This is a genomic window from Streptomyces sp. 2A115 (assembly GCF_052245575.1).
GTDB lineage: Bacteria > Actinomycetota > Actinomycetes > Streptomycetales > Streptomycetaceae > Streptomyces.
Window position 1 is genome coordinate 84,039 of record NZ_JBQQCG010000008.1, and the last position, 19,745, is coordinate 103,783.

Annotated in this window: 16 protein-coding genes; 5 read left to right on the plus strand and 11 right to left on the minus strand. The window is 71.1% G+C overall.

Annotated elements, in window-relative coordinates; genetic code table 11:
• The first annotated feature begins 125 nt into the window (after positions 1–125).
• On the plus strand, positions 126–2,762 hold the full coding sequence (locus ACTWQR_RS09915) for a cellulose binding domain-containing protein (RefSeq protein ID WP_443226575.1): 2,637 nt from the start codon (positions 126–128) through the stop codon (positions 2,760–2,762).
• A 41-nt stretch (positions 2,763–2,803) separates the two neighbouring features.
• Here ACTWQR_RS09915 and ACTWQR_RS09920 read toward each other — a convergent pair whose 3' ends face one another.
• From ACTWQR_RS09920 to ACTWQR_RS09930, 3 genes are all read right to left on the minus strand, one after another.
• Positions 2,804–4,687 (minus strand): rhamnogalacturonan lyase, encoded by a 1,884-nt coding sequence (locus ACTWQR_RS09920; RefSeq protein ID WP_443226576.1) that lies wholly within the window; start codon positions 4,685–4,687, stop codon positions 2,804–2,806.
• 235 nt (positions 4,688–4,922) lie between these two features.
• Positions 4,923–5,642, minus strand: coding sequence for a class I SAM-dependent methyltransferase (locus ACTWQR_RS09925; RefSeq protein WP_443226577.1), 720 nt, complete (start codon positions 5,640–5,642; stop codon positions 4,923–4,925).
• Positions 5,643–5,650: 8 nt separating this feature from the next.
• Complete coding sequence (locus ACTWQR_RS09930) at positions 5,651–5,953, minus strand: 4a-hydroxytetrahydrobiopterin dehydratase (protein WP_443226578.1); 303 nt, start codon at positions 5,951–5,953, stop codon at positions 5,651–5,653.
• Positions 5,954–6,110: 157 nt separating this feature from the next.
• On the opposite strand from ACTWQR_RS09930, the gene ACTWQR_RS09935 reads away from it, so the two are divergent.
• Both ACTWQR_RS09935 and ACTWQR_RS09940 read left to right on the plus strand, forming a co-directional pair.
• Complete coding sequence (locus ACTWQR_RS09935) at positions 6,111–7,064, plus strand: helix-turn-helix domain-containing protein (protein WP_443226579.1); 954 nt, start codon at positions 6,111–6,113, stop codon at positions 7,062–7,064.
• A 335-nt stretch (positions 7,065–7,399) separates the two neighbouring features.
• A complete protein-coding gene (locus ACTWQR_RS09940) occupies positions 7,400–8,263 on the plus strand; it encodes a helix-turn-helix domain-containing protein (protein ID WP_443226580.1) in 864 nt (287 codons plus the stop codon).
• A gap of 55 nt (positions 8,264–8,318) precedes the next feature.
• On the opposite strand, the gene dnaK is transcribed toward ACTWQR_RS09940, so the two are convergent.
• The 4 genes from dnaK to ACTWQR_RS09960 all read right to left on the minus strand — a co-directional run bounded on the left by dnaK (position 8,319) and on the right by ACTWQR_RS09960 (position 13,992).
• Positions 8,319–10,232 (minus strand): molecular chaperone DnaK, encoded by a 1,914-nt coding sequence (gene dnaK, locus ACTWQR_RS09945; RefSeq protein ID WP_443226581.1) that lies wholly within the window; start codon positions 10,230–10,232, stop codon positions 8,319–8,321.
• Between the two features lie 153 nt (positions 10,233–10,385).
• A complete protein-coding gene (locus ACTWQR_RS09950) occupies positions 10,386–10,814 on the minus strand; it encodes an OsmC family protein (protein ID WP_443226582.1) in 429 nt (142 codons plus the stop codon).
• Positions 10,815–11,234: 420 nt separating this feature from the next.
• Complete coding sequence (locus ACTWQR_RS09955; protein ID WP_443226583.1) at positions 11,235–13,370, minus strand: phage holin family protein; 2,136 nt, start codon at positions 13,368–13,370, stop codon at positions 11,235–11,237.
• Between the two features lie 196 nt (positions 13,371–13,566).
• Positions 13,567–13,992: a hypothetical protein gene (locus ACTWQR_RS09960; protein WP_443226584.1), complete on the minus strand. Its 426-nt coding sequence runs from the start codon at positions 13,990–13,992 to the stop codon at positions 13,567–13,569.
• Positions 13,993–14,076: 84 nt separating this feature from the next.
• On the opposite strand from ACTWQR_RS09960, the gene ACTWQR_RS09965 reads away from it, so the two are divergent.
• Positions 14,077–14,925, plus strand: coding sequence for an MBL fold metallo-hydrolase (locus tag ACTWQR_RS09965; protein ID WP_443226585.1), 849 nt, complete (start codon positions 14,077–14,079; stop codon positions 14,923–14,925).
• Between the two features lie 5 nt (positions 14,926–14,930).
• Positions 14,931–15,551: a DedA family protein gene (locus ACTWQR_RS09970; RefSeq protein ID WP_443226586.1), complete on the plus strand. Its 621-nt coding sequence runs from the start codon at positions 14,931–14,933 to the stop codon at positions 15,549–15,551.
• 69 nt (positions 15,552–15,620) lie between these two features.
• Here ACTWQR_RS09970 and ACTWQR_RS09975 read toward each other — a convergent pair whose 3' ends face one another.
• The 4 genes from ACTWQR_RS09975 to ACTWQR_RS09990 all read right to left on the minus strand — a co-directional run bounded on the left by ACTWQR_RS09975 (position 15,621) and on the right by ACTWQR_RS09990 (position 19,709).
• Positions 15,621–16,772, minus strand: coding sequence for an MBL fold metallo-hydrolase (locus tag ACTWQR_RS09975; RefSeq protein ID WP_443226587.1), 1,152 nt, complete (start codon positions 16,770–16,772; stop codon positions 15,621–15,623).
• The gene (locus ACTWQR_RS09980; RefSeq protein ID WP_443226588.1) at positions 16,769–18,004 is read right to left on the minus strand and encodes an aminotransferase class I/II-fold pyridoxal phosphate-dependent enzyme; all 1,236 of its coding nucleotides are present in this window, start codon (positions 18,002–18,004) and stop codon (positions 16,769–16,771) included. Before ACTWQR_RS09980 ends, ACTWQR_RS09975 begins: the two co-directional genes overlap by 4 nt.
• Positions 18,005–18,116: 112 nt before the next feature.
• On the minus strand, positions 18,117–18,719 hold the full coding sequence (locus tag ACTWQR_RS09985) for a hypothetical protein (RefSeq protein ID WP_443226589.1): 603 nt from the start codon (positions 18,717–18,719) through the stop codon (positions 18,117–18,119).
• A 273-nt stretch (positions 18,720–18,992) separates the two neighbouring features.
• Positions 18,993–19,709: an ANTAR domain-containing response regulator gene (locus ACTWQR_RS09990; RefSeq protein WP_443226590.1), complete on the minus strand. Its 717-nt coding sequence runs from the start codon at positions 19,707–19,709 to the stop codon at positions 18,993–18,995.
• Positions 19,710–19,745: the final 36 nt, after the last annotated feature.

The following is a 19,745-nucleotide window of genomic DNA, read 5'->3' on the forward strand; positions in this document are numbered from 1 at the left end:
GCCCGGCCTTCGCGCCTTTCCCCCCCCCCGCTTCAGGAAAGGACCCCACCGTGCGAAGAACCGTACGAACCGCACGTGCCGCAGGTACCGCAAAAACCGCCCGAAGGACCCGCGTTCTCACGGCCGTGCTCAGCCTCGCGGCCGGCCTGCTCGCCGGCACCCCGACCGCGCTGGCCGCCGAGACCCCCGAGAAGGCCGCCAAGGCGGTGAACATCGCCGCCGACACCTACACCTGGAAGAACGCCCGCATCGACGGCGGCGGCTTCGTCCCCGGCATCGTCTTCAACCGCTCCGAGAAGAACCTCGCCTACGCCCGCACCGACATCGGCGGCGCCTACCGCTGGCAGCAGTCGTCGAAGACCTGGACCCCGCTGCTCGACTCGGTCGGCTGGGACCGCTGGGGCCACACCGGAGTCGTGAGCCTCGCCTCCGACGCCGTGGCACCGGACAAGGTGTACGCGGCCGTCGGCACGTACACGAACAGCTGGGACCCCGGCAACGGAGCCGTACTCAGGTCCGCCGACCGGGGCGCGACCTGGCAGAAGGCGGACCTGCCGTTCAAGCTGGGCGGCAACATGCCCGGGCGCGGCATGGGCGAGCGCCTCGCGATCGACCCCCACAAGAACAGCGTGCTGTATCTGGGCGCGCCGAGCGGCAAGGGCCTGTGGCGCTCCACGGACTCGGGTGCCTCCTGGTCGCAGGTGACGAACTTCCCGAACGTCGGCAACTACGCGCAGGATCCGACCGACACCAGCGGCTACGCCTCCGACAACCAGGGCATCGCCTGGGTCACCTTCGACGAGTCGACCGGCACCGGCACCGGCACGAACGCCACCCAGACCATCTACGTCGGGGTCGCCGACAAGGACAACGCCGTCTACCGCTCGACCGACGCGGGCGCGACCTGGTCCCGGATCGCCGGTCAGCCCACCGGATACCTGGCCCACAAGGGCGTGCTGGACGCCGAGAACGGCTACCTCTACCTCGCGTACAGCGACAAGGGCGGCCCCTACGACGGCGGCAAGGGCCGGCTGTGGCGGTACGCGACGGCGACCGGCACCTGGACGGACATCAGCCCGGTCGCGGAGGCCGACACGTACTACGGCTTCAGCGGGCTGACTGTCGACCGGCAGAATCCGGGGACCGTGATGGCGACCGCGTACAGCTCCTGGTGGCCGGACACGCAGGTCTTCCGCTCCACGGACAGCGGCGGCACCTGGACGAAGGCCTGGGACTACACGTCCTATCCCACCCGTTCGAACCGCTACACGATGGACGTCTCGTCCTCGCCGTGGCTGAGCTGGGGCGCCAACCCATCGCCGCCCGAGGAGTCTCCCAAACTCGGCTGGATGACCGAGGCGTTGGAGATCGACCCGTTCGACTCGGCCCGGATGATGTACGGGACGGGCGCGACGATCTACGGCACCGAAAACCTCGATCAGTGGGACAGCGGCGGCCAGTTCACCATCAAGCCGATGGTCCAGGGCTTGGAGGAGACGGCGGTCAACGACCTCGCCGCTCCCCCGTCCGGCGGTGCCCAGCTCTTCAGCGCCCTCGGTGACATCGGCGGCTTCCGGCACACGGACCTCACCAAGGTCCCCTCGATGATGTTCACTTCGCCGAACTTCACCACGACGACGAGCCTCGACTTCGCCGAGTCCAACCCTGGGACAGTGGTGCGGGTGGGAAATCTGGACTCGGGTCCGCACATCGCCTTCTCCACGGACAACGGCGCCAATTGGTTCGCCGGCACCGACCCTTCGGGCGTGAGCGGCGGCGGCACGGTCGCCGCGGCGTCCGACGGCAGCCGCTTCGTGTGGAGTCCGGAGGGCGCGGGTGTGCAGTACGCGACCGGGTTCGGCACGTCGTGGTCGGCGTCGAGCGGTATCCCGGCCGGGGCGATCGTGGAGTCCGACCGGGTCGACCCGAAGACTTTCTACGGCTTCAAGTCCGGGAAGTTCTATGTCAGTTCGGACGGCGGCGCGACCTTCACGGCCTCGGCCGCGACCGGCCTGCCGAGCGGCGACAGCGTGCGGTTCAAGGCGTTGCCCGGGACGAAGGGTGACGTCTGGCTGGCCGGCGGGGCGAGCGACGGCGCGTACGGGCTGTGGCACTCGACGGACGGCGGCGCGACCTTCACCAAGCTGTCCGGTGTCGAGCAGGCCGACACGATCGGCTTCGGCAAGGCGGCGACCGGGGCCTCGTACCAGACGCTCTACACGAGCGCGAAGATCGGCGGCGTACGCGGCATCTTCCGCTCGACCGACAAGGGCGCGACCTGGACCCGGATCAACGACGACGCGCACCAGTGGGGTTGGACGGGTGCGGCCATCACCGGGGATCCGCGGGTGTACGGGCGTGTGTACGTGTCGACGAACGGGCGCGGAGTCGTCTACGGGGACTCGGCCGGTGCTTCGGACGGAGGCGGCAACGAGCCCGCGGGTGCCTGCGCGGTGACGTACAAGGTCACGAGTCAGTGGGCAGACGGTTTCCAGGGTGAAGTACAGGTGGCCAACACGGGGACCAGTGCGTGGGACGGTTGGTCGCTGAGCTGGTCCTTCACCGACGGGCAGAAGATCACGCAACTGTGGAATGCCGACCACACACAATCCGGCTCCACGGTCACGGCAAAGAACCTGAACTGGAACGGCAAGGTGGCGTCCGGTTCATCGGTGAGTTTTGGGTTCACCGGGAGTTGGACGGCATCGAACAGCAAGCCCGCCGCCTTCAAGTTCAATGACCAGACCTGTACCGCGAGTTGAAGAACGGGGCGCGTGCCGAATCGGCACGCGCCCCGTTTTGCCTACGGCGTGTAGACCGTCGGTCGAGGCGCCGTCGCCATGCCGTTGCCGATGTGGAAACTCGGGTGCGGCGGCTGGTTGTAGGCCGTGTTCTGCCAGGCCAGGGCCGTGCGGTACATCGTGTCGTGGAGCAGGGTCGTGATCTTCGTGCTGGTCTCGTTCGGCGTGGAGTAGATCCGCAGGGCCGTGTTGTTCGACGTCGCCCAGACCACCTCCTCGCGCCAGTCGCCGAAGATGTCGCCGGACAGGGCCGGCGTCGCCTTGGTGCCGTTGTTGGAGTGGACGGAGGAGCCGGTCAGCAGGCGGGTGTCGCCGGACGTGCCGTACTTGTCGATGCGCGTGCCGTCGAGCAGTTCGCGGGTGGTGTCGCCGTCCCACCAGCTCACGAAGTTGATGCTGGACGGTTCCCGGCCGAGCGAGCCGCCGGTGGCCGAGCGCAGGGTGGTGTCGGAGGCGGACCAGGCCTCGGAGCCCGCGCTGCCGGCGTAGATGTCGGCGGCGACGCCGCGGCCGTTGTCGGCACCGGTGGCCGTCTGCCACAGAACTGATCCGGTGCGGGCGTCGGCCATCCAGGAGCCCGGTTTGGAGGAGTCCTCGGAGACCTTGAAGTACTCCAGGCCCGCACGGGCCGGGTTGTGGTCGCCGACATGGCCCGCGTCACCGTGGTTGAGCTTCGTCGTCCACAGCCCGTTGCCGTTGTCGTCCACGGTCATGCCGCCGTAGACGATCTCATCCTTGCCGTCGGCGTCCACGTCCGCGATGGACAAGCTGTGGTTGCCCTGGCCGTCATAGCCCTTGCCGCTGTTCGTGGAGGAGTTGGTGTCGAAGGTCCAGCGCCGCGTGAAGGCGCCGTTCCGCCAGTCCCAGGCCGCCAGCACCGTACGCGTGTAGTAGCCGCGGGCCATGATCAACGATGGCCGGGCGCCGTCCAGGTAGGCCGTACCGGCGAGGAACCGGTCGACGCGGTTGCCGTACGAGTCGCCCCACGACGAGACCGTGCCGCGCGCGGGGACGTAGTCGACCGTCCCCATCGCCTTGCCCGTCTGACCGTTGAACATGGTCAGGAACTCGGGCCCGGCCAGGACGTACCCGCTGGAGTTGCGGTGGTCGGCGGACGAGCTGCCGATCACCGCACCCGTGCCGTCCTTCGTACCGTCGGCCGTCTTCATGGCGACCTCGGCCTTGCCGTCGCCGTCGTAGTCGTACGCCTGGAACTGCGTGTAGTGCGCGCCCGAGCGGATGTTGCGGCCCAGGTCGATGCGCCACAGGCGGGTGCCGTCGAGCTTGACGCCGTCGATGAACGTGTTGCCGGTGTAGCCGGACTGGGAGTTGTCCTTGGCGTTGGTCGGCTGCCACTTGAGCACGAAGTCGAGGGCGCCGTCGCCGTCGAGGTCGGCGACGGAAGCGTCGTTGGCCTCGTAGGTGTAGGCGACGCCGTCCGGGGTCGTGCCGCCGGCGGGCGGGGTGATGGGGACGTCCTTGTATCCGGTACGGAACTGGATCGCGTGGACGGAGTCGCCCTGCTCGACACCGCCCACGACCGCGCGGACCGTGTAGTCGGCCGAGTTGGGCGCACCGGAGTGGAAGTAGTTCGTGGAGCCGGTGATCGGGGTCGGGTTGACCTTCGTGCCGGCCCGGTAGACGTTGAACGACACGTCGCTCGGATCGGTGCCGAGCCAGCGCCAGCTGACGAGGTTTCCGCTACCGGTGTGGACGCTGACGACGCCCCGGTCGAGCTTTTCGACCTGGCGGGCGGTCGCGGCCTGCGCGGAGCCGGCGGTGAGAGCGGTGAGCCCGGCGGCGGCCAGCGCGCCGGTGACAACGGTGGCCAGGACCAGCCCGGTCTTCTTGCGTCTGCGGTGCGGATGCGGGTGCGGGTGCTGCACGGTGACGTACCTCCTGAGAGGGGGCAGACGGGTTCTGCTCCCTCAGTCGCCGCTGGGGGTACGGGAGTTGCCGCCCTCCACCGCCTTTCAGTAAGCGCTCTCTACGCGTACGACCGCGCGTGCGTCCACGCATACGTGCGCGCCGACGCCGTCACCGTCCGCGAGATCCGTTCCCGCAGGTCAGCCGGTTCCAGCACCTCCCCACCACTTCCCAGGCCTTTTCCTGGGCCGTTCCCTAAGCCCTTGTGAACGCCCGCAGTTTGAACTCCGGTTCCCCGCGCGGAACTTGCTGGTCCGGCAGCTGCTCCAGGCGGGACGCGAGCTTTTCGGTGAGCGGCTCGCCGGGCGGCAGCAGCGTGTACCAGCCGCGCCGTACGTCGGCGGCGGCCTGCGCCGGGGCCCGGGCCCGGCCACGGAAGCTCGACCGCCCCGCCGGGACCAGGGCGTACCGGGCGGCGTACTCGGCCACGAGGTCCGAGCGGTCGCGGGCGGCGCGGCGCGGGCGCGGTGCCATCACGGCGTCGATGTCGCTGCGGACGTCGTGCGCGGCGGCCTTGTCGACGGTCGTGACGAAGACGCCGCCCGGGCGCAGTATGCGGGCCGCCTCCTGGACGGCACGGTGCGCGTCGTCCAGGAGGTGCAGCAGCCAGATCGCCGAGACCGCGTCGAACGAGGCGTCGGCAAAGGGAAGTTGGCGGACATCGGCCAGAATGACGCGGCCCGGGACGCGTTCGGCGGCCCGCCGCAGCATGCCGTTCGCAGCGTCGGCGCCTGTCACGTCGAGGCCGGCCGCCGCGAACCGCCGGGTCACGATGCCGGTGCCGCAGGCGGCGTCGAGGAGGCTCCGCGCGTTCTCGGGGATCAGTCCGAGCACCGCGTTCGCGGCCGCCGCGGCACGGGGCTCGCCGCCCCGGGAGGCGTCGTACCGCTCGGCCTCCTTGTTGTAGTCGAACACCGGCGCGCTCAGCTCGCGCCGTGCGCGGGGGCGAGTTCCTCGACCCGGCGCGCAAGGTCGAGGTCCAGCTCGGTGACGGCGCCCACCGTGTGCGTGTTCACGCTGAGGGAGACGCTGTGGTAGCCGAGCGTGAGGTCGGAGTGGTGGTCCAGCTCGTCCTGCACCTGGGCGATGTGCACGACGAGACCGGCCGCCGCGAAGTGCGAGCCGAGCCGATACGAGCGGGTGATCCGGTCTCCGTCGAGCGACCAGCCGGGCAGCTCCGCGAGCCGTTCCTCGATGTCCTTCTGCGACAGCGGTTCCACGGGCATGATCTCGCTCCTTCCGTGACATCCGGATCTCTTCAGCGTGCCACAGTCCGGCCGTTTCGTCCCTGGTCAGGCGGGTTCCCGGCGGTCCGTGGCGTATGCATTCGGCCGTGCGGCCCGCGCATCGACCGGCGAGCCGCGCATCGGCTACGGTCGTGACATGACCACCGCCGCGTCCGCCAACGGGTCCACCGCCGCGTCCGGTGGCTCCACCGCCGCGTCCGTCGACGGGTCCACCGCCGCGTCCGGTGGCTCCACCGCCGCGTCCGTCGACGGGTCCCCGACCGCGTCCGCCGTCGACAAGGGGGTCGGCCCGCTGCTGCGTGGCTGGCGGGAGCAGCGCCGGGTCAGTCAGCTGGAGCTGGCGCTGCGGGCCGGATCGTCGGCACGGCACATCAGCTTCATCGAGACGGGCCGCTCCCGGCCGAGCGAGGAGATGGTGCTGCGGCTGGCCGAGCACCTGGACGTACCGGTCCGGGAGCGCAACTCCCTTCTGCTGGCGGCCGGTTACGCACCCCACTACCCGGAGACCCCACTGGACGATCCGGCGCTCGAGGCGCTGCGCGAGGGCCTGGAGCGGCTGATCCAGGGCTACGAGCCCTACCCGGCGTTCGTCGTGGACGCCACGTACAACGTCGTCGCCGCCAACCGGGGCATCGTGATGCTGCTCGACGGCCTCCCCGAGCACCTGCTCGCACCCCCGCTGAACGCGATGCGGCTGACGCTGCACCCGGAGGGCCTGGCGCCCAGGATCCTCAATCTGCGCGAGTGGCGCGGCCATCTGCTGGCCCAGATGGAACGGGAGATCGCCCTGCGCCGCTCGGAGCCGCTGCGGGCGCTGCACGAGGAGGTGGCGGCGTATCCGCTCCGGGAGGGACGCCCTTCCCCAGAGGGGCAGCCCTCTCCAGAGGGCGACGGGGAGCCTGTGGAGCTGTCGGTCCCCTGCATCGCGCTGCCGATGCGGCTCGAGCACGACGGCCGGGTCCTGTCCTTCATCTCGTCCATCGCGACGTTCAACACGCCCATGGACGTGACGGTCGCCGAGCTGGCCATCGAGACGCTGCTCCCCGCCGACCCGGCGACGGCCAAATACCTTCAGTCGCTGATGTCCTGAGGCCCCGTCAGCTCGTCTGTTTCGGCTGTGCCGGGTGACGGCCTGCCCCAGCGGGCCGGACGCGGCGAGGTACGGCACCCGGTTCCCGGACCGGAGTGCGCCGGCCCGGGAACCAGTACGCCCACCATGCCGGGCACCCCGAGTGACCGTCGATTACCCCAGAGGTAATGGCGGACGTGATCGAAGGCGTAATGGCGGAGTAATCGCAGAGGTAGTGGCAGCGAAAAAAAAGGGGGAGGTAGTAACAGAGGTAATAACAACGCACCCGATCCGGTGATGGTTGCTCAGGAACGTGGCACACTTCTCGCCATGCTCGGCGCATGGGGAGGCGCGACGTGAGTGAGAGGCGTCCCGCGCCGACCGTGGGTCAAGTGGTGCTGGGAAGACGGCTTCAGGAGTTGCGCGAGGCGTCCGGCCTGAAGCGGGACGAGGCCGCGCGGATCCTGCGTGTCGCGGGTGCGACCATTCGACGGATGGAGATGGCCGAGGTCGCGCTGAAGATCCCGTATGTCCAGGTGCTCCTGTCGACGTACGGCGTGCCCGACGACGAGATCGCGGCGTTCGTCTCGCTGGCCGAGGAGGCGAACCAGCCCGGCTGGTGGCAGCGCTACCACGACGTCCTGCCGGATTGGTTCAGCCTGCATGTGAGCCTGGAGCAGGCGGCCTCGATCATTCGGTCGTACGAGCCGCACTTCGTGCCCGGACTGCTCCAGACCGAGGAATACGCACGTGCCGTTCTGGAGGCGGGCACGGTCGGGCAGACCGGGCCCGAGGAGATCGAGCGCCATGTGTCGCTGCGGCTGGCCCGGCAGAAGCGGCTGACCGGCGACAACCCGCCCCACCTGTGGGTGATCATGGAAGAAACGGTCCTGCGACGGCCGGTCAGCATCCGCTCCGAGGTGATGGCGGACCAGCTGGACCACCTCCTGGAAGTCGTCGAGAGCGACCACATCACGCTGCAGATCGCCGAGTTCGCGGCGGGCCCGCACCCCGGGACGTACGCGCCGTTCGTGCTGTTCCGCTTCGCCGAGCCGGAGCTGCCCGACATGGTCTACAGCGAGTATCTGACCGGGGCGCTCTACCTCGACTCCCGCACGGAGGTGGCCGCGCACTTGGAGGTCCTGGACCACATGACGACCGGGGCGGCCACCGTCGAGCGCACCAAGGAGCTGATCCGGGAGCGCCGGGCGGACTTCTGAGCCCCGGGGTCCGCCTTTCCCCGGGGCCCGTGGGCGGTCGGCCCGTGGGCGTTCCTCAGGCGGCGCCGCCCTTCGTGTCGGTGTCCCTGCCTCCCATGCCGTCCCCGCCGTCCTTCTCGTCGTCGACGATCTCGGCGTCGACCACGCCCTCCTCGTCCGACGACGAGGTGTGCTCGGTCCCGGTCCCCGGCTGCTCCCCCGGGGCCGACTGCTGGGCCTGCGCGTACATCGCCTGGCCCATCTTCTGGCTGACGGTGGCGAGTTTCTCGACGCCTGTCCGCAGCGTGGCCGTGTCGGTGCTGTCCCCGGCCTCCAGGAGCCCCTTCAGGTCGGTGATCGCGGACTCGACCTCCGTCTTCGTCTCCGCCGGGATCCGCTCGTCGTTCTCGCGGATGAACTTCTCGGTCTGGTAGACGAGTTGCTCGGCCTGGTTGCGGGTCTCGGCGGCCTCGCGGCGCCTGCGGTCCTCGTCGGCGTACTGCTCGGCCTCGCGCATCATGCGGTCGATGTCGTCCTTGGGCAGCGCGGAGCCGCCGGTGACGGTCATCTTCTGCTCGCGGCCCGTGGCGAGGTCCTTCGCCGAGACGTGCATGATGCCGTTGGCGTCGATGTCGAAGGCCACCTCGATCTGTGGCACTCCGCGCGGCGAGGGCGGCAGTCCGGTGAGGTCGAAGACACCCAACTTCTTGTTGTAGGCGGCGATTTCACGCTCGCCCTGGAAGACCTGGATACCGACCGAGGGCTGGTTGTCGGTGGCGGTGGTGAAGATCTCCGAACGCCTCGTGGGAATGGTCGTGTTGCGCTCGATGAGCTTCGTCATGATGCCGCCCTTGGTCTCGATGCCGAGGGACAACGGGGTGACGTCGAGGAGCAGTACATCCTTGACGTCGCCGCGGATGACACCGGCTTGGAGGGCCGCGCCGAGGGCCACGACCTCGTCCGGGTTGACACCCTTGTGCGGGTCCTTGCCGGTGAGTTCCTTGACCAGCTCGGTCACCGCGGGCATCCGGGTCGAACCGCCGACGAGGATGACGTGGTCGACCGCCTCGAGCTTCACGCCCGCGTCCTTGACCGCCTGGTGGAAGGGGTTCTTGCAGCGGTCGAGCAAGTCGGCGGTGAGTTCCTGGAACTGGGCGCGCGTCAGCTTCTCGTCGAGGTGCAGCGGGCCTTCGCCGGTGGCGGTGATGTAGGGCAGGTTGATGGTCGTCTCGGTGGACGAGGACAGTTCGATCTTGGCCTTCTCGGCGCCCTCGCGCAGGCGTTGGAGCGCCATCTTGTCCTGGCCGAGGTCGATGCCGTACTGCCCTTTGAAGCGTTTGACGAGGTGCTCGACGATCCGCTGGTCCCAGTCGTCGCCGCCGAGTTGGGTGTCGCCGTTGGTGGCCTTGACCTCGATGACGCCTTCGCCGATCTCCAGGAGCGAGACGTCGAAGGTCCCGCCACCCAGGTCGAAGACGAGGACGGTCTGCTCCTCACCCCGGTCGAGCCCGTAGGCGAGGGCCGCGGCCGTCGGCTCGTTGATGATCCGCAGGACCTTGAGGCCTGCGATCTCGCCTGCCTCCTTGGTGGACTGGCGCTGGGTGTCGTCGAAGTAGGCGGGCACGGTGATCACGGCGTCCGTGACGTCCTCGCCGAGATACGCCTCGGCGTCCCGCTTCAGCTTCTGCAGCACGCGCGCGGACAGCTCCTGCGCGCGGTAGCGGGTGCCGTCGACGGTGCCGGTCTCGGGGAACCGCCAGCCCGGGTCCCCCATATGGCGTTTCACGGAGCGCGCGGTGCGCTCGATGTTGGTCACGGCCTGCCGTTTGGCGACCTCGCCGACGAGGACCTCGTTGTTCTTGGCGAAGGCCACCACCGAGGGTGTGGTGCGCGCGCCCTCGGCGTTGGCGACGACGGTGGGCTCGCCCCCTTCCAGGACGGCCACCACCGAGTTCGTGGTACCGAGATCGATCCCGACCGCACGTGCCATGTCCATCCCCTTCCGCCAGGGCCTTCCTGCTCTCCATCACAAAACTTGAGTGCCTCATTGTCAAGGGTACGGGTGGCCCGCATCGTCCTGGACATGACGATGCCGCGCCCCCTGGTGGCGGGCGCGGCATCGACGTACGTGTACGCGGGAGCGTCAGGCGAGCTTCGCCGACAGCGTGATCGTCGTGCCGGTCAGCGCCTGGCTGACCGGGCAGTTGACCTTGGCGTCCTCGGCCGCGGCGACGAAGGCCTGCTCGTCGATGCCGGGCACGGTGCCCTCGACGGTGAGGTGGATGCCGGTGATGCCCTCGCCGGGCTGGAAGGTCACATCGGCCGAGGTGGTCAGCTTGGTCGGCGGGGTGCCGGCCTTGTCGAGGATGTTCGAGAAGGCCATCGAGAAGCAGCTGGAGTGGGCGGCGGCGATCAGCTCCTCCGGGCTGGTCTTGCCGTTCGCCTCCTCGGCGCGCGACGCCCACGTCACCGGCTGCTCAGCGATGCTGCCGGAGGAGTCGAAGGTGACGACGCCGTTGCCCTTGAACAGATTGCCTTCCCACACGGTGTGTGCGGAGCGCGAGGTAGCCACGGTGATTCCTTTCGGGTGTGGTCCCGTTTCGGGGATCCGTAACCCCCATCCGATCACACCTGGCCCCGGCGCACCCACCCGACCGGGCGGGGGCCCGCCGAACCGGGCCGCTGAATCTCCTGCCGAGGGGGCAGCCGAGGCCCTGCGGTCCATTCCATGCTCGACCTCATTCCAAGTCCTCGCGGGAATCACGGGATTTGGCGGATTTCGCATCCGGCGTCCTGTGCCTGCTCCATCCGGACTTCGTACGCGCCTTCACCGTCGCCGTCCTCGGGATCCTCGCCACGTTCGCGAGGCCAGCACCGAACTCGACACCCGGCTGCGGTGGTTGCGGCGGAGGAATGGTCGACGGCCGGGCACATACGCGCGCGGAGCTGGAGGCACGGTGCCCGCGGTGCCCACGGTGGCCTGCCAGGGGGCCTATGCGGCCCGTTGGCCGGGGCGGGCTTCGATGGGTACCTGCGGGCCGTTGACCTCGCGCAGCCAGCGGCGCAGTACGCGGTGGATGTGCTCGGCGCCGACCAGTTCCTCGCCGTCCTCGACGGGTGCGGAGAGTGCGAGGGGCGACATCAGGAAGGGCCGACCCTGTGCTCCGCCGAGGCCGCCGTGGGAGCCGATCTGCTCCTCGAACGCGAGGACTTCGCCCTCCTGGGGGTCGTACCAGGAGTTGACCATGATGTCCGCGGCGTGCGGGAACGAGTGCGTGCGGCGTACGGCGTCGGCGGCGCCCGGGCCGAAGTCGGCGAGCGGGCCCGGGTTCTCGTCCAGCTCGTCCATGGGGATCTCGGCGCCGTGCGCGCCGAGCACGAGGCCGCCGTGCTCCTCGCTGCGCACGAGTACGAAGCCGATGCCGGGGTGGTTGGCGAGCGTGGTCAGCAGCGCCGGGTGGCGGTCGTCTATCTCCTCGCGGCTCATCCGGTGCGGTACGTCGGGGAAGGACACCAGGCCCAGGTTGCCGGAGGCCAGGACGAGGGGTTCCGAGCGGCGGCGGGACGGGCGGTGCTGTTCGTCGCCCTCCTCGACAGGCCTGCGCAGGGCCGCCCGGACGGCCGCCCTGGCCTCGGCGCCGCTGTGCGTGCGCCGCGCCTTGCGGGGCACGGGCAGCCCGCAGCCGGCCCGGACGAGTTCGCCGAGGCCGAGCCCGTAGCGGGCCCGGAAGGTCTCGCCGGGGCTCTGGCCGTGGTCGGACAGCAGGACTATGCGGTACGCGCGGGGGGCGTGTTCGGCGACCTGCGCGATCAGGGCGAGCGAGCGGTCCAGTCGCTGCAGGACCTTCTCGGTGTCGCGGCTGCGCGGGCCCGAGTGGTGTGCCACCTCGTCGTACGCCACCAGGTCCGCGTAGACCGAGGCGCGGCCGGCGAGCATGTCCCCGATCACCGCGGCGACGACGACGTCCCGCTCGACGACGGTCGCGAAGGCGCGAATGAAGGGGTAGAGGCCGCCGCGGCTGACGCGGGGGCGCTGCTTCCTGATGCGGACCCGGGTGGACTCGCCGATCTCGCGGCCGGCTTCGGCGACGAAGGACATGGCGGTGCGGACGGCGTTCGCGGGATCGGAGAAGTACGCGAAGTAGCCGGCCCGCGAACGGTTCTCCCGCCCCCTTCTGGAGGCCACGGAGAGCACCAGGGCGAGTTGCCCCGCACCCCCGCTGAACAGATTGCCGCGGCTGGCGCCGTCCACGGTCAGCAGGCCGCCGTCGCCGGTGTGCTCGATGGCCCGGCGCTGGAGTTCGGCGGCGCTGGTGGGACGGTTGCAGACCATGACCTCCCGGCTGTCCTTCTCGTACCAGCGGAAGGCGGGGATGTCGTGGTTGGAGCCGTGCAGGATGCCGAGCTGACTGGCGCCGGTCTGGCTCGACCAGTCGGTGCGCCAGGGCGTGAGCCGGTGGGTGGGGCGAGGGGCGGGCCGGTCGGCCGGGCCCTCGCCGAGCCAGCCGGCGACGGTCGGCATCAGGCCCTGGTACACGGCGTCGAGGAGTACGTCGTGGCCGACGCCGTCGAGCTGGAGGAAGACCGTGCCGTGGGTCCTCGGGCCCGCGGCCGGCGGTTCCTCGACGCGGCGGCGGTCGGACAGCCGGTAGAGCCTCCTCCGGTACGCGTCGTCGTCCCGTACGGCGAGGGCTCCGCCGGTCGCCGACGCGACCGCCGACATCACCGCGGCGACCACCACGGCGGTCTCGGGGGCGGCTTCGCTCTCTCCCGACGGGATGATGCGCAGCGCGAGGAGCAGGAGTGACCCGTTGAGGAAGAAGACGAGCAGGCCGAGGACGTACGCGGGTACGAGGAGCAGTGCCCTGACGAGGAGGGGCCATACGACCGCCGAGAGCACGCCGAAGGCTCCGGCGCCAAGTGCGGCGGTGACGGCGATCCGGGTGGCGCTGTCCCCGTCGACGGACTGGATTCTGAAGTCGGGAAGGATCCCGGCGAGCACCAGCATCGTGACGGTGGACACGGCCCACACCGCGATGCTCCGCCATACCGCGCTGACAACCCTCCGCCATCGCGCACCGCTCACTCCACGCCCACCTTTGCGCTCCGCTGGGTGCCAGTCCGACATCTAACCTTGTCACAACGGGTGAGCGTGCTCTTGGGCTTCTGGGCTTCGCCGAGCGGTCCGTGGGAAACGCCGTGGATGAACTGCGGGCCGTCCGTGGCTGGTCGCTCCCCCACTCTCGACTTGGCTCGAGCGGGGGGACCCCCATCGCGGCGGAGCCGCACGATGTCACAGCCCCGCGCCCCTTGAGGGTCGCCGGTCAGCGGCCGTCGTACCCCGCCGTCGGCATCGACAGGCGTCGGTGGACCCGGGCCTTCATCTGCGCGTCGTACGCCGGTTCCGCGTGCCCGACCGTCTCGACGCGCACCCCGCGCCGCGCGCACTCGGCGGTGAACTCGTCGACCGAGGCGAGCGCCCGCTCCAGAACCCGGTGGCTGGGCGCGACGAACAGGTCGACGAGGCCCGCCTCGACGTCCTCCCAGAGGGCGCAGTGGTCGGGCCGCAGTCCTCGTACGAGCAGTTCGCGGGTGACCACATAGCCGCGCTCGGCCGCCCAGCGCGCGCACATGGCGTGCTGGCTGCGCGAGTCCACCAGGAAGGGGTCCGCCTCCAGTTCCTCCAACGGCGTCAGACTCGCGATCGCCGTCACGCGAAGCATGCCGTAGGCAGCGCGCGTGTCTCCCATGGCGTCCCCCTCACCTCCGGGTTTCGCCGCCGACCCTACTCCTGCCCGTAGGCTCGGGGGGAGTCGCGCGAAGGGGGCAAAGGAGTGCCGGTGGAGATCACTTGGTGGGGTCACGCCACCTGCACGGTCGAGGACTCGGGTACGCGGGTGCTCACCGACCCTCTCTTCGCACGCCGGCTCGCGCATCTGCGCCGGCGCCGCGGGGCGCCGCCCCCGCCGGAAGCGGCCGTGGCGGACGTGGCTCTGGTCTCGCATCTGCACGCCGACCATCTGCACGTGCCCTCGCTGGCCCGGCTCGCGCCGGGCACCCTGCTGCTGGTGCCGAAGGGCGCCCCTCGGCAGGTGCCCGGCCTGCGCAGGCTCGGCCATCTGCGGCTCACCGAAGTGGCGCCCGGTGACCGGACACAGGTCGGTGACCTGGTCGTACGGACCGTTCCGGCGCGGCACGACGGGCGGCGGCTGCCGGTCGGACCGCACCGCTCGCCCGCGCTCGGCTATGTGATCGAGGGCGAGACGCGGACGTACTTCGCCGGGGACACGGGCCTGTTCGAGTCGATGGCCAAGGAGGTCGGTCCGGTCGACGTGGCACTGCTGCCGGTCGGCGGCTGGGGGCCATATCTGGGTGAGGGGCACCTGGACGCCGGGCGGGCCGCCGAGGCGCTGGCCATGCTGCAGCCGGGGAGCGCGGTGCCGGTGCACTACGGCACGTACTGGCCGATCGGGATGGACGCCGTGCGCCCCCATGAATTCCACACGCCGGGCGAGGAGTTCGTGCGCCTGGCCGCCGAGCGTGCACCAGGCGTGGCGGTGCACAAGCTGGGGCACGGTGAGAGCGTGCGCCCCGGCAGCGCGGGGTCCCGCACTCCCCTGAGCGGCCCGCGGGACGCACCGGCCGACCTGAGCGGCGACGAGCGGGAGGGCGACGCCCGGTGAGACAGGTGCTCGCCGCCGCGGCCACGACCGTGCCGCCGGAGTCCACACAGCAGGCGATCGGTTATCCGTCACTGTTTCTGCTGGTGCTGATCGGTGCGCTGGTGCCGGTGGTGCCGACCGGTGCGCTGGTGAGTTCGGCGGCGGTGGTGGCCTTTCACCAGACGGCGCCCTTCGCGATGGCGCTGGTCTTCGTGGTGGCGGCGCTCGCGGCGTTCCTCGGGGACGTCGCGCTGTACTGGCTCGGGCGGCGCGGCATGGGGTCGAAGAACGGCTCGCGCTGGCTGGCGGCGATCCGCGACCGCGCGCCCGAGGACCGTCTTGCCCAGGCCCAGGAGAAGCTCGCGGATCACGGAGTCGCGGTGCTGGTCCTGTCGCGGCTGGTACCGGCGGGGCGCATCCCGGTGATGCTCGCCTGTCTGCTGGCCAAGTGGCCGTTGCGGCGGTTTGCGCGCGGCGATGTGCCGGCGTGCCTGGCCTGGGCGGCGACGTACCAGCTCATCGGCGTTCTTGGCGGCTCGCTGTTCGAGGAGCCTTGGGAGGGCGTGGTGGCGGCGGTCGTCCTGACCTTGGCGATCAGCACCGCGCCCAGCGTTTGGCGCCGGGTCCGCCGACCGGCCCGCCCTTGAAGGGCGCGGGAACTGCGCGACCGGCCACAACCCACCCGCACGTCACGTACCGGCCAGGGCGGCCCATCCCTAGCCCAGCACCCGTGACGCACCCACCGGCAAGTCCCACAGGTCCTCTCTGGCAAGGCCCGCCTTCTCCCACGCCGTACGTACGCGCATGAGCGGTTCGAGAACGGGCTCGGCCGAGAGTACGAACGTGGCCCAGTGCATCGGGGCCATCCGGCGCGCACCGAGGTCCTGGGCCGCCCGCACCGCCTCCTCCGGGTCGCAGTGCACGTCACTGAGCCACCACCGGGGGTCGTACGCGCCGATGGGAAGCAGGGCGAGATCGATGCCGGGGTAGCGGTGGCCGATCTGGGCGAACCAGTGGCCGTATCCGGTGTCGCCGGCGAAGTACACCCGCTGTCCGTCGGACGCGGTCAGTACCCATCCGCCCCAAAGGGTGCGACAGGTGTCGTGGAGGCTGCGCTTGGACCAGTGGTGGGCGGGCACGAAGTCGAGGCGGACTCCGCCCGCCCGTCTCCCGCCACCACCCTCGACCGAGGCGCCTGCGGCGCCGCCCCTCGGATGCAGTTCGGCCGCCTCCCACCAGTCCAGTTCGGTGACGTGCGTGAAGCGGCGGCGCCGGAACCAGCGGCCGAGCCCGGCCGGGACGAACACCGGGGTGTCGCGTGGGAGTCTGCGCAGGGTCGGGGCGTCCAGGTGGTCGTAGTGGTTGTGGCTGATGACGACCGCGTCGACGCGCGGCAGTTCGCTCCAGGGCACGCCAACGGGCGTGATCCGGGCCGGAGTTCCGAGGATCTTGCGGGACCAGACCGGGTCGGTGAGGACGGTCAGGCCGCCGATCCGAATCACCCAACTCGCGTGTCCCGCCCAGGAGACGGCGACCGTGCGCGCGTTCACGCGGGGCAGCGGACCCGGCTCGTACGGCAGCCGCGGAATGTCGGCGAGCCCTTCGGGACCGGGCCGCAGCGCGCCCTCGCGGGCGAACCGCGCGAAGCCGCTGATGCCCGGCAGCGGGGCGGTCAGCCGGTCCACGAAGGAACGGGGCCAGACACGCCGCTCGCCGAGCGGGCGGGGGTCGGCGAGCGGCGTTCCGAGTGCAGGCCCGGACGCGGACACGGATACCGGCACGGATGCGGGCACGGAGGCGGATGAGGACGCCTGATCGCCGTCCCCGGGGGATGAGGTGGTCGTGGTCGACTCGGACTGCTGCGTCATCGAGGGGACTCCCATCGCCGAGCGTCGTCGCGGAGATCTTCGAAGACCGATCCCAGCAGACTCAACGCACGTTCCACATGCGGCAATTCCAGAGGTTCCGGTGACGTGAGAGACGCCGAACGCTCCTCGTCGGTTGTGCCGAGGAACGGTCCGGTGCCCAGGCGTACGCGCAGGGCGCCGAGATCGTCCCCGAAGCGGTGGCCGCCGGGCGCGGGCATGCCGAGCCGGGCGGTGAGGAAGTCCTCCAGCTCCTGGGCGTCGCCGACACCGAGCCGGATGAGCGCGGGGCGCAGCGGGCCGAGGTCCGTGTACAGGTGGCGGCCGGCGCGCGGGGGCCGGGCGAGGGCGCCGGCGGCCACGACGGCGTGGTGCGCGGCGGCGGCCACGCGCGCGTGCAGGCGCGCGGCCGTGGTGAGGCGCCCGACGATCTCGTCGGGCTCGTGGAGCGCGTACGCGGCGGCCGCGGCGACCGGCGCGGCGATCCGGGCGCCGAGCGCGGTGAGGACGTCGAGGACACGGTCGCGCAGCCCGAGGCCGGTGTCGTTGTCGGGGAAGCGGGCGACGGCGGCCGGCCAGCCGGGTGGCAGGAAGGGGCCGGACAGGTCGGTGAGGACCGTGACCCGGTCGGGGAGCATCTCGGCGGGGCTCAGCAGCACGGTGTCGTGCGGCTCGTGCAGGGTGTCGCGCCAGGTCTCGTCGCTGACCAGGTGCAGCCCCTCGCCCGCGGCCGCCTCGATGGTCTCGTGCACCACCTCGGGCGGCGCGACGGTGGCGGTGGGGTCGTCGGCGACGGACAGCACGAGCAGCCGCGGGTCGCCGCCCTCGGCGCGTACGCGGCGCACGGTTTCCAGGAGGGCGTACGGGTCCGGGACGCCGCCGCACTCGGCGGGCGTCCCCACGTGGAAGGCGGATCTGCCCAGCAGACGGGCCTGCGGCGCCCACCATGCGGCGCACGGGCGCGGCACCAGGACGTCGCCGCCGAGCGCGGCGGTCAGGGCGAGGAGCAGCGCGGGGGCGCCGGGGGCCGCTGCCGTCAGGTCGCGGCGGGCGGGCAGTCCGCGCCGGGCCCAGTAGGCGCAGGCGGCGTCCAGGAGTGCGGGACCTCCGCCGGTCGACTCGGTGTGCGCTCCCACCGCGGCAGCGGCGAGTCCGGGCGGCACGGGGAGCCCCTGGCCGGGGAGCGGTGGGCCGTAACGGACGGGACCATGCCCTTCCGGATCCGTCCGCCGCATACGCACCTCCGCGCAGTGATCCGTACTCCGTCGATGTGATCCGTACTCCGTCGATTCGTTGAGTACCCAGTGATCGGCGCCGCCAACTCAGCCTTTCGTGGCAGGCTCCCCCTCAGTCTTTCGTGGCGGACTCCCGGCGGAGCAGCTTGTGGACGGCCGCGCCGAACGCGCCCGCGATGAGGAGACCGCCCGCGCCGAGGGCGACCGGGGAGTCGGTGAAGGTACCGCCCTCGCCCGCGCGCACCCCGTGCGGGACCACGGGGCCGTGGGACCTGTCCTTGGCGGCCTCACCAGACACCGTGAACGACGCGCTCCACTGCTTGCCCTCTCCGCCGGGCGCCGCCGGGCAGGTGCCGTCCACAGTCCACTCGGAGGTCTTGCCGACCGCGTCGGGCGCGCCCTCCTCGAAGTTCGCGGCGGGCGCGATACGGGCGGTGCCGCCGTAGGCCGGGCCGGCCGCGGGGTCTTCGTCGTCGCCCGCGGCCTTGTGCAGCTGGACGGTGCCGTGCTCGAAGGCCTGGGAGGTGGCGTCGATGGTCTCGGGCGCGGGTCCGCCGGTCGGTTCGCAGGAGACCGACACGGTGACGGTGCCGCCGGGGGCCACGGTGTGCGGGCTGACCTCCGCCGTCGGGTTCCCGGCCGCGGCCGTGGCGGCGGTGCCCAGGACGACGGCGGTGAGGACGGTGGCGGACAGGACACGGACGGTACGGCGCATGGGCTGGGCTCCTTTGGCCGGAGGCTGGGGACCCCCACGCCCCTGAGGCTGCGGAGGCGGGGCACTGCCGTCGTGCCCCGCAGCCCATCAGAGACCCGCTGCCGACCGGGCGCGCGCGGCCGGACACCATTCGTGCCACGCGGACGTCCGAGCGGGTGACGGCACGCACACGCGCGTGTGCCGGGCCCGGTGAGCCCGGCACACGCGCGTACGACGTCGTTCGGCCTGATGTCCGTACCGCTACGGCTCTGTTCGGCCAGTACTGCAACGGTGCTAGTTCGACAAGGACACCAGCTCCTGCTCCAGTCCCCGGCCCCGTGTCTCGACGAGGGCCGAGGCGACCTCGGCCAGTTTGCGGTTGGTGCCCTGCGAGATGCGGCGCAGGACCGCGAAGGCCGCGTCGGCGTCGCAGCCCAGCACATGCATGACGATGCCGCACGCCTGGTCGACGACGGGGCGGGTGCGCAGCGCGGCGCCCAGCTGGTCGAGTTCGGTGAGCGCGGCACGGTACGAGCGGTCGCGTACGAGACAGGTCGCGGCGAGGTCGCCGAGTGCCTGGGCGGGACCGTGCGGGGCGTCCTCCAGGCTGCCCGGACGGAAGCTGTACAGGCTGAGGGTGACCGCCAGGCCCGCGCGGCGGAAGGGGATCGTGACGCTGGAGCGTACGCCCGAGTCGAGCGCCATGGCCCGGTACTGCGGCCAGCGTTCCTCGCGCAGCAGGTCACCCGACTCTACGGGCTCACCGCTCTCCAGCGCGGCGGGGATCGGACCGTCTCCGGAGCGGAGCTGGACCGAGACGAGCCCCGCGAGGTCCGGGTGGGTCACCGCGGCCGGCCGCTCCGGGCCGCCGTCGGACACAGTGGTGCCCGCGCCGCAGCAGTCGGTGGTGCAGCGTGCCGCCTGCTCGGCCAGTTCTGACAGCCGACGACCCGGAAGTGCAGATTCCGGGGATTCCGTTCCCCGGGAGCCAAGATGTTCGGTGTCCGCCATGTCACACCTCCTCTTCTTCGCGCGTTCCCGCTCACC

Coding starts and splice junctions, on each gene's coding strand:
- ACTWQR_RS09930 (WP_443226578.1), bottom strand. CDS start 5,953: ATGCCCGTGGAACCGCTGTCGCAGAAGGACATCGAGGAACGGCTCGCG.
- ACTWQR_RS09935 (WP_443226579.1), top strand. CDS start 6,111: ATGACCACCGCCGCGTCCGCCAACGGGTCCACCGCCGCGTCCGGTGGC.
- dnaK (WP_443226581.1), bottom strand. CDS start 10,232: ATGGCACGTGCGGTCGGGATCGATCTCGGTACCACGAACTCGGTGGTG.
- ACTWQR_RS09955 (WP_443226583.1), bottom strand. CDS start 13,370: ATGTCGGACTGGCACCCAGCGGAGCGCAAAGGTGGGCGTGGAGTGAGC.
- ACTWQR_RS09960 (WP_443226584.1), bottom strand. CDS start 13,992: ATGGGAGACACGCGCGCTGCCTACGGCATGCTTCGCGTGACGGCGATC.
- ACTWQR_RS09975 (WP_443226587.1), bottom strand. CDS start 16,772: ATGACGCAGCAGTCCGAGTCGACCACGACCACCTCATCCCCCGGGGAC.
- ACTWQR_RS09980 (WP_443226588.1), bottom strand. CDS start 18,004: ATGCGGCGGACGGATCCGGAAGGGCATGGTCCCGTCCGTTACGGCCCA.
- ACTWQR_RS09985 (WP_443226589.1), bottom strand. CDS start 18,719: ATGCGCCGTACCGTCCGTGTCCTGTCCGCCACCGTCCTCACCGCCGTC.
- ACTWQR_RS09990 (WP_443226590.1), bottom strand. CDS start 19,709: ATGGCGGACACCGAACATCTTGGCTCCCGGGGAACGGAATCCCCGGAA.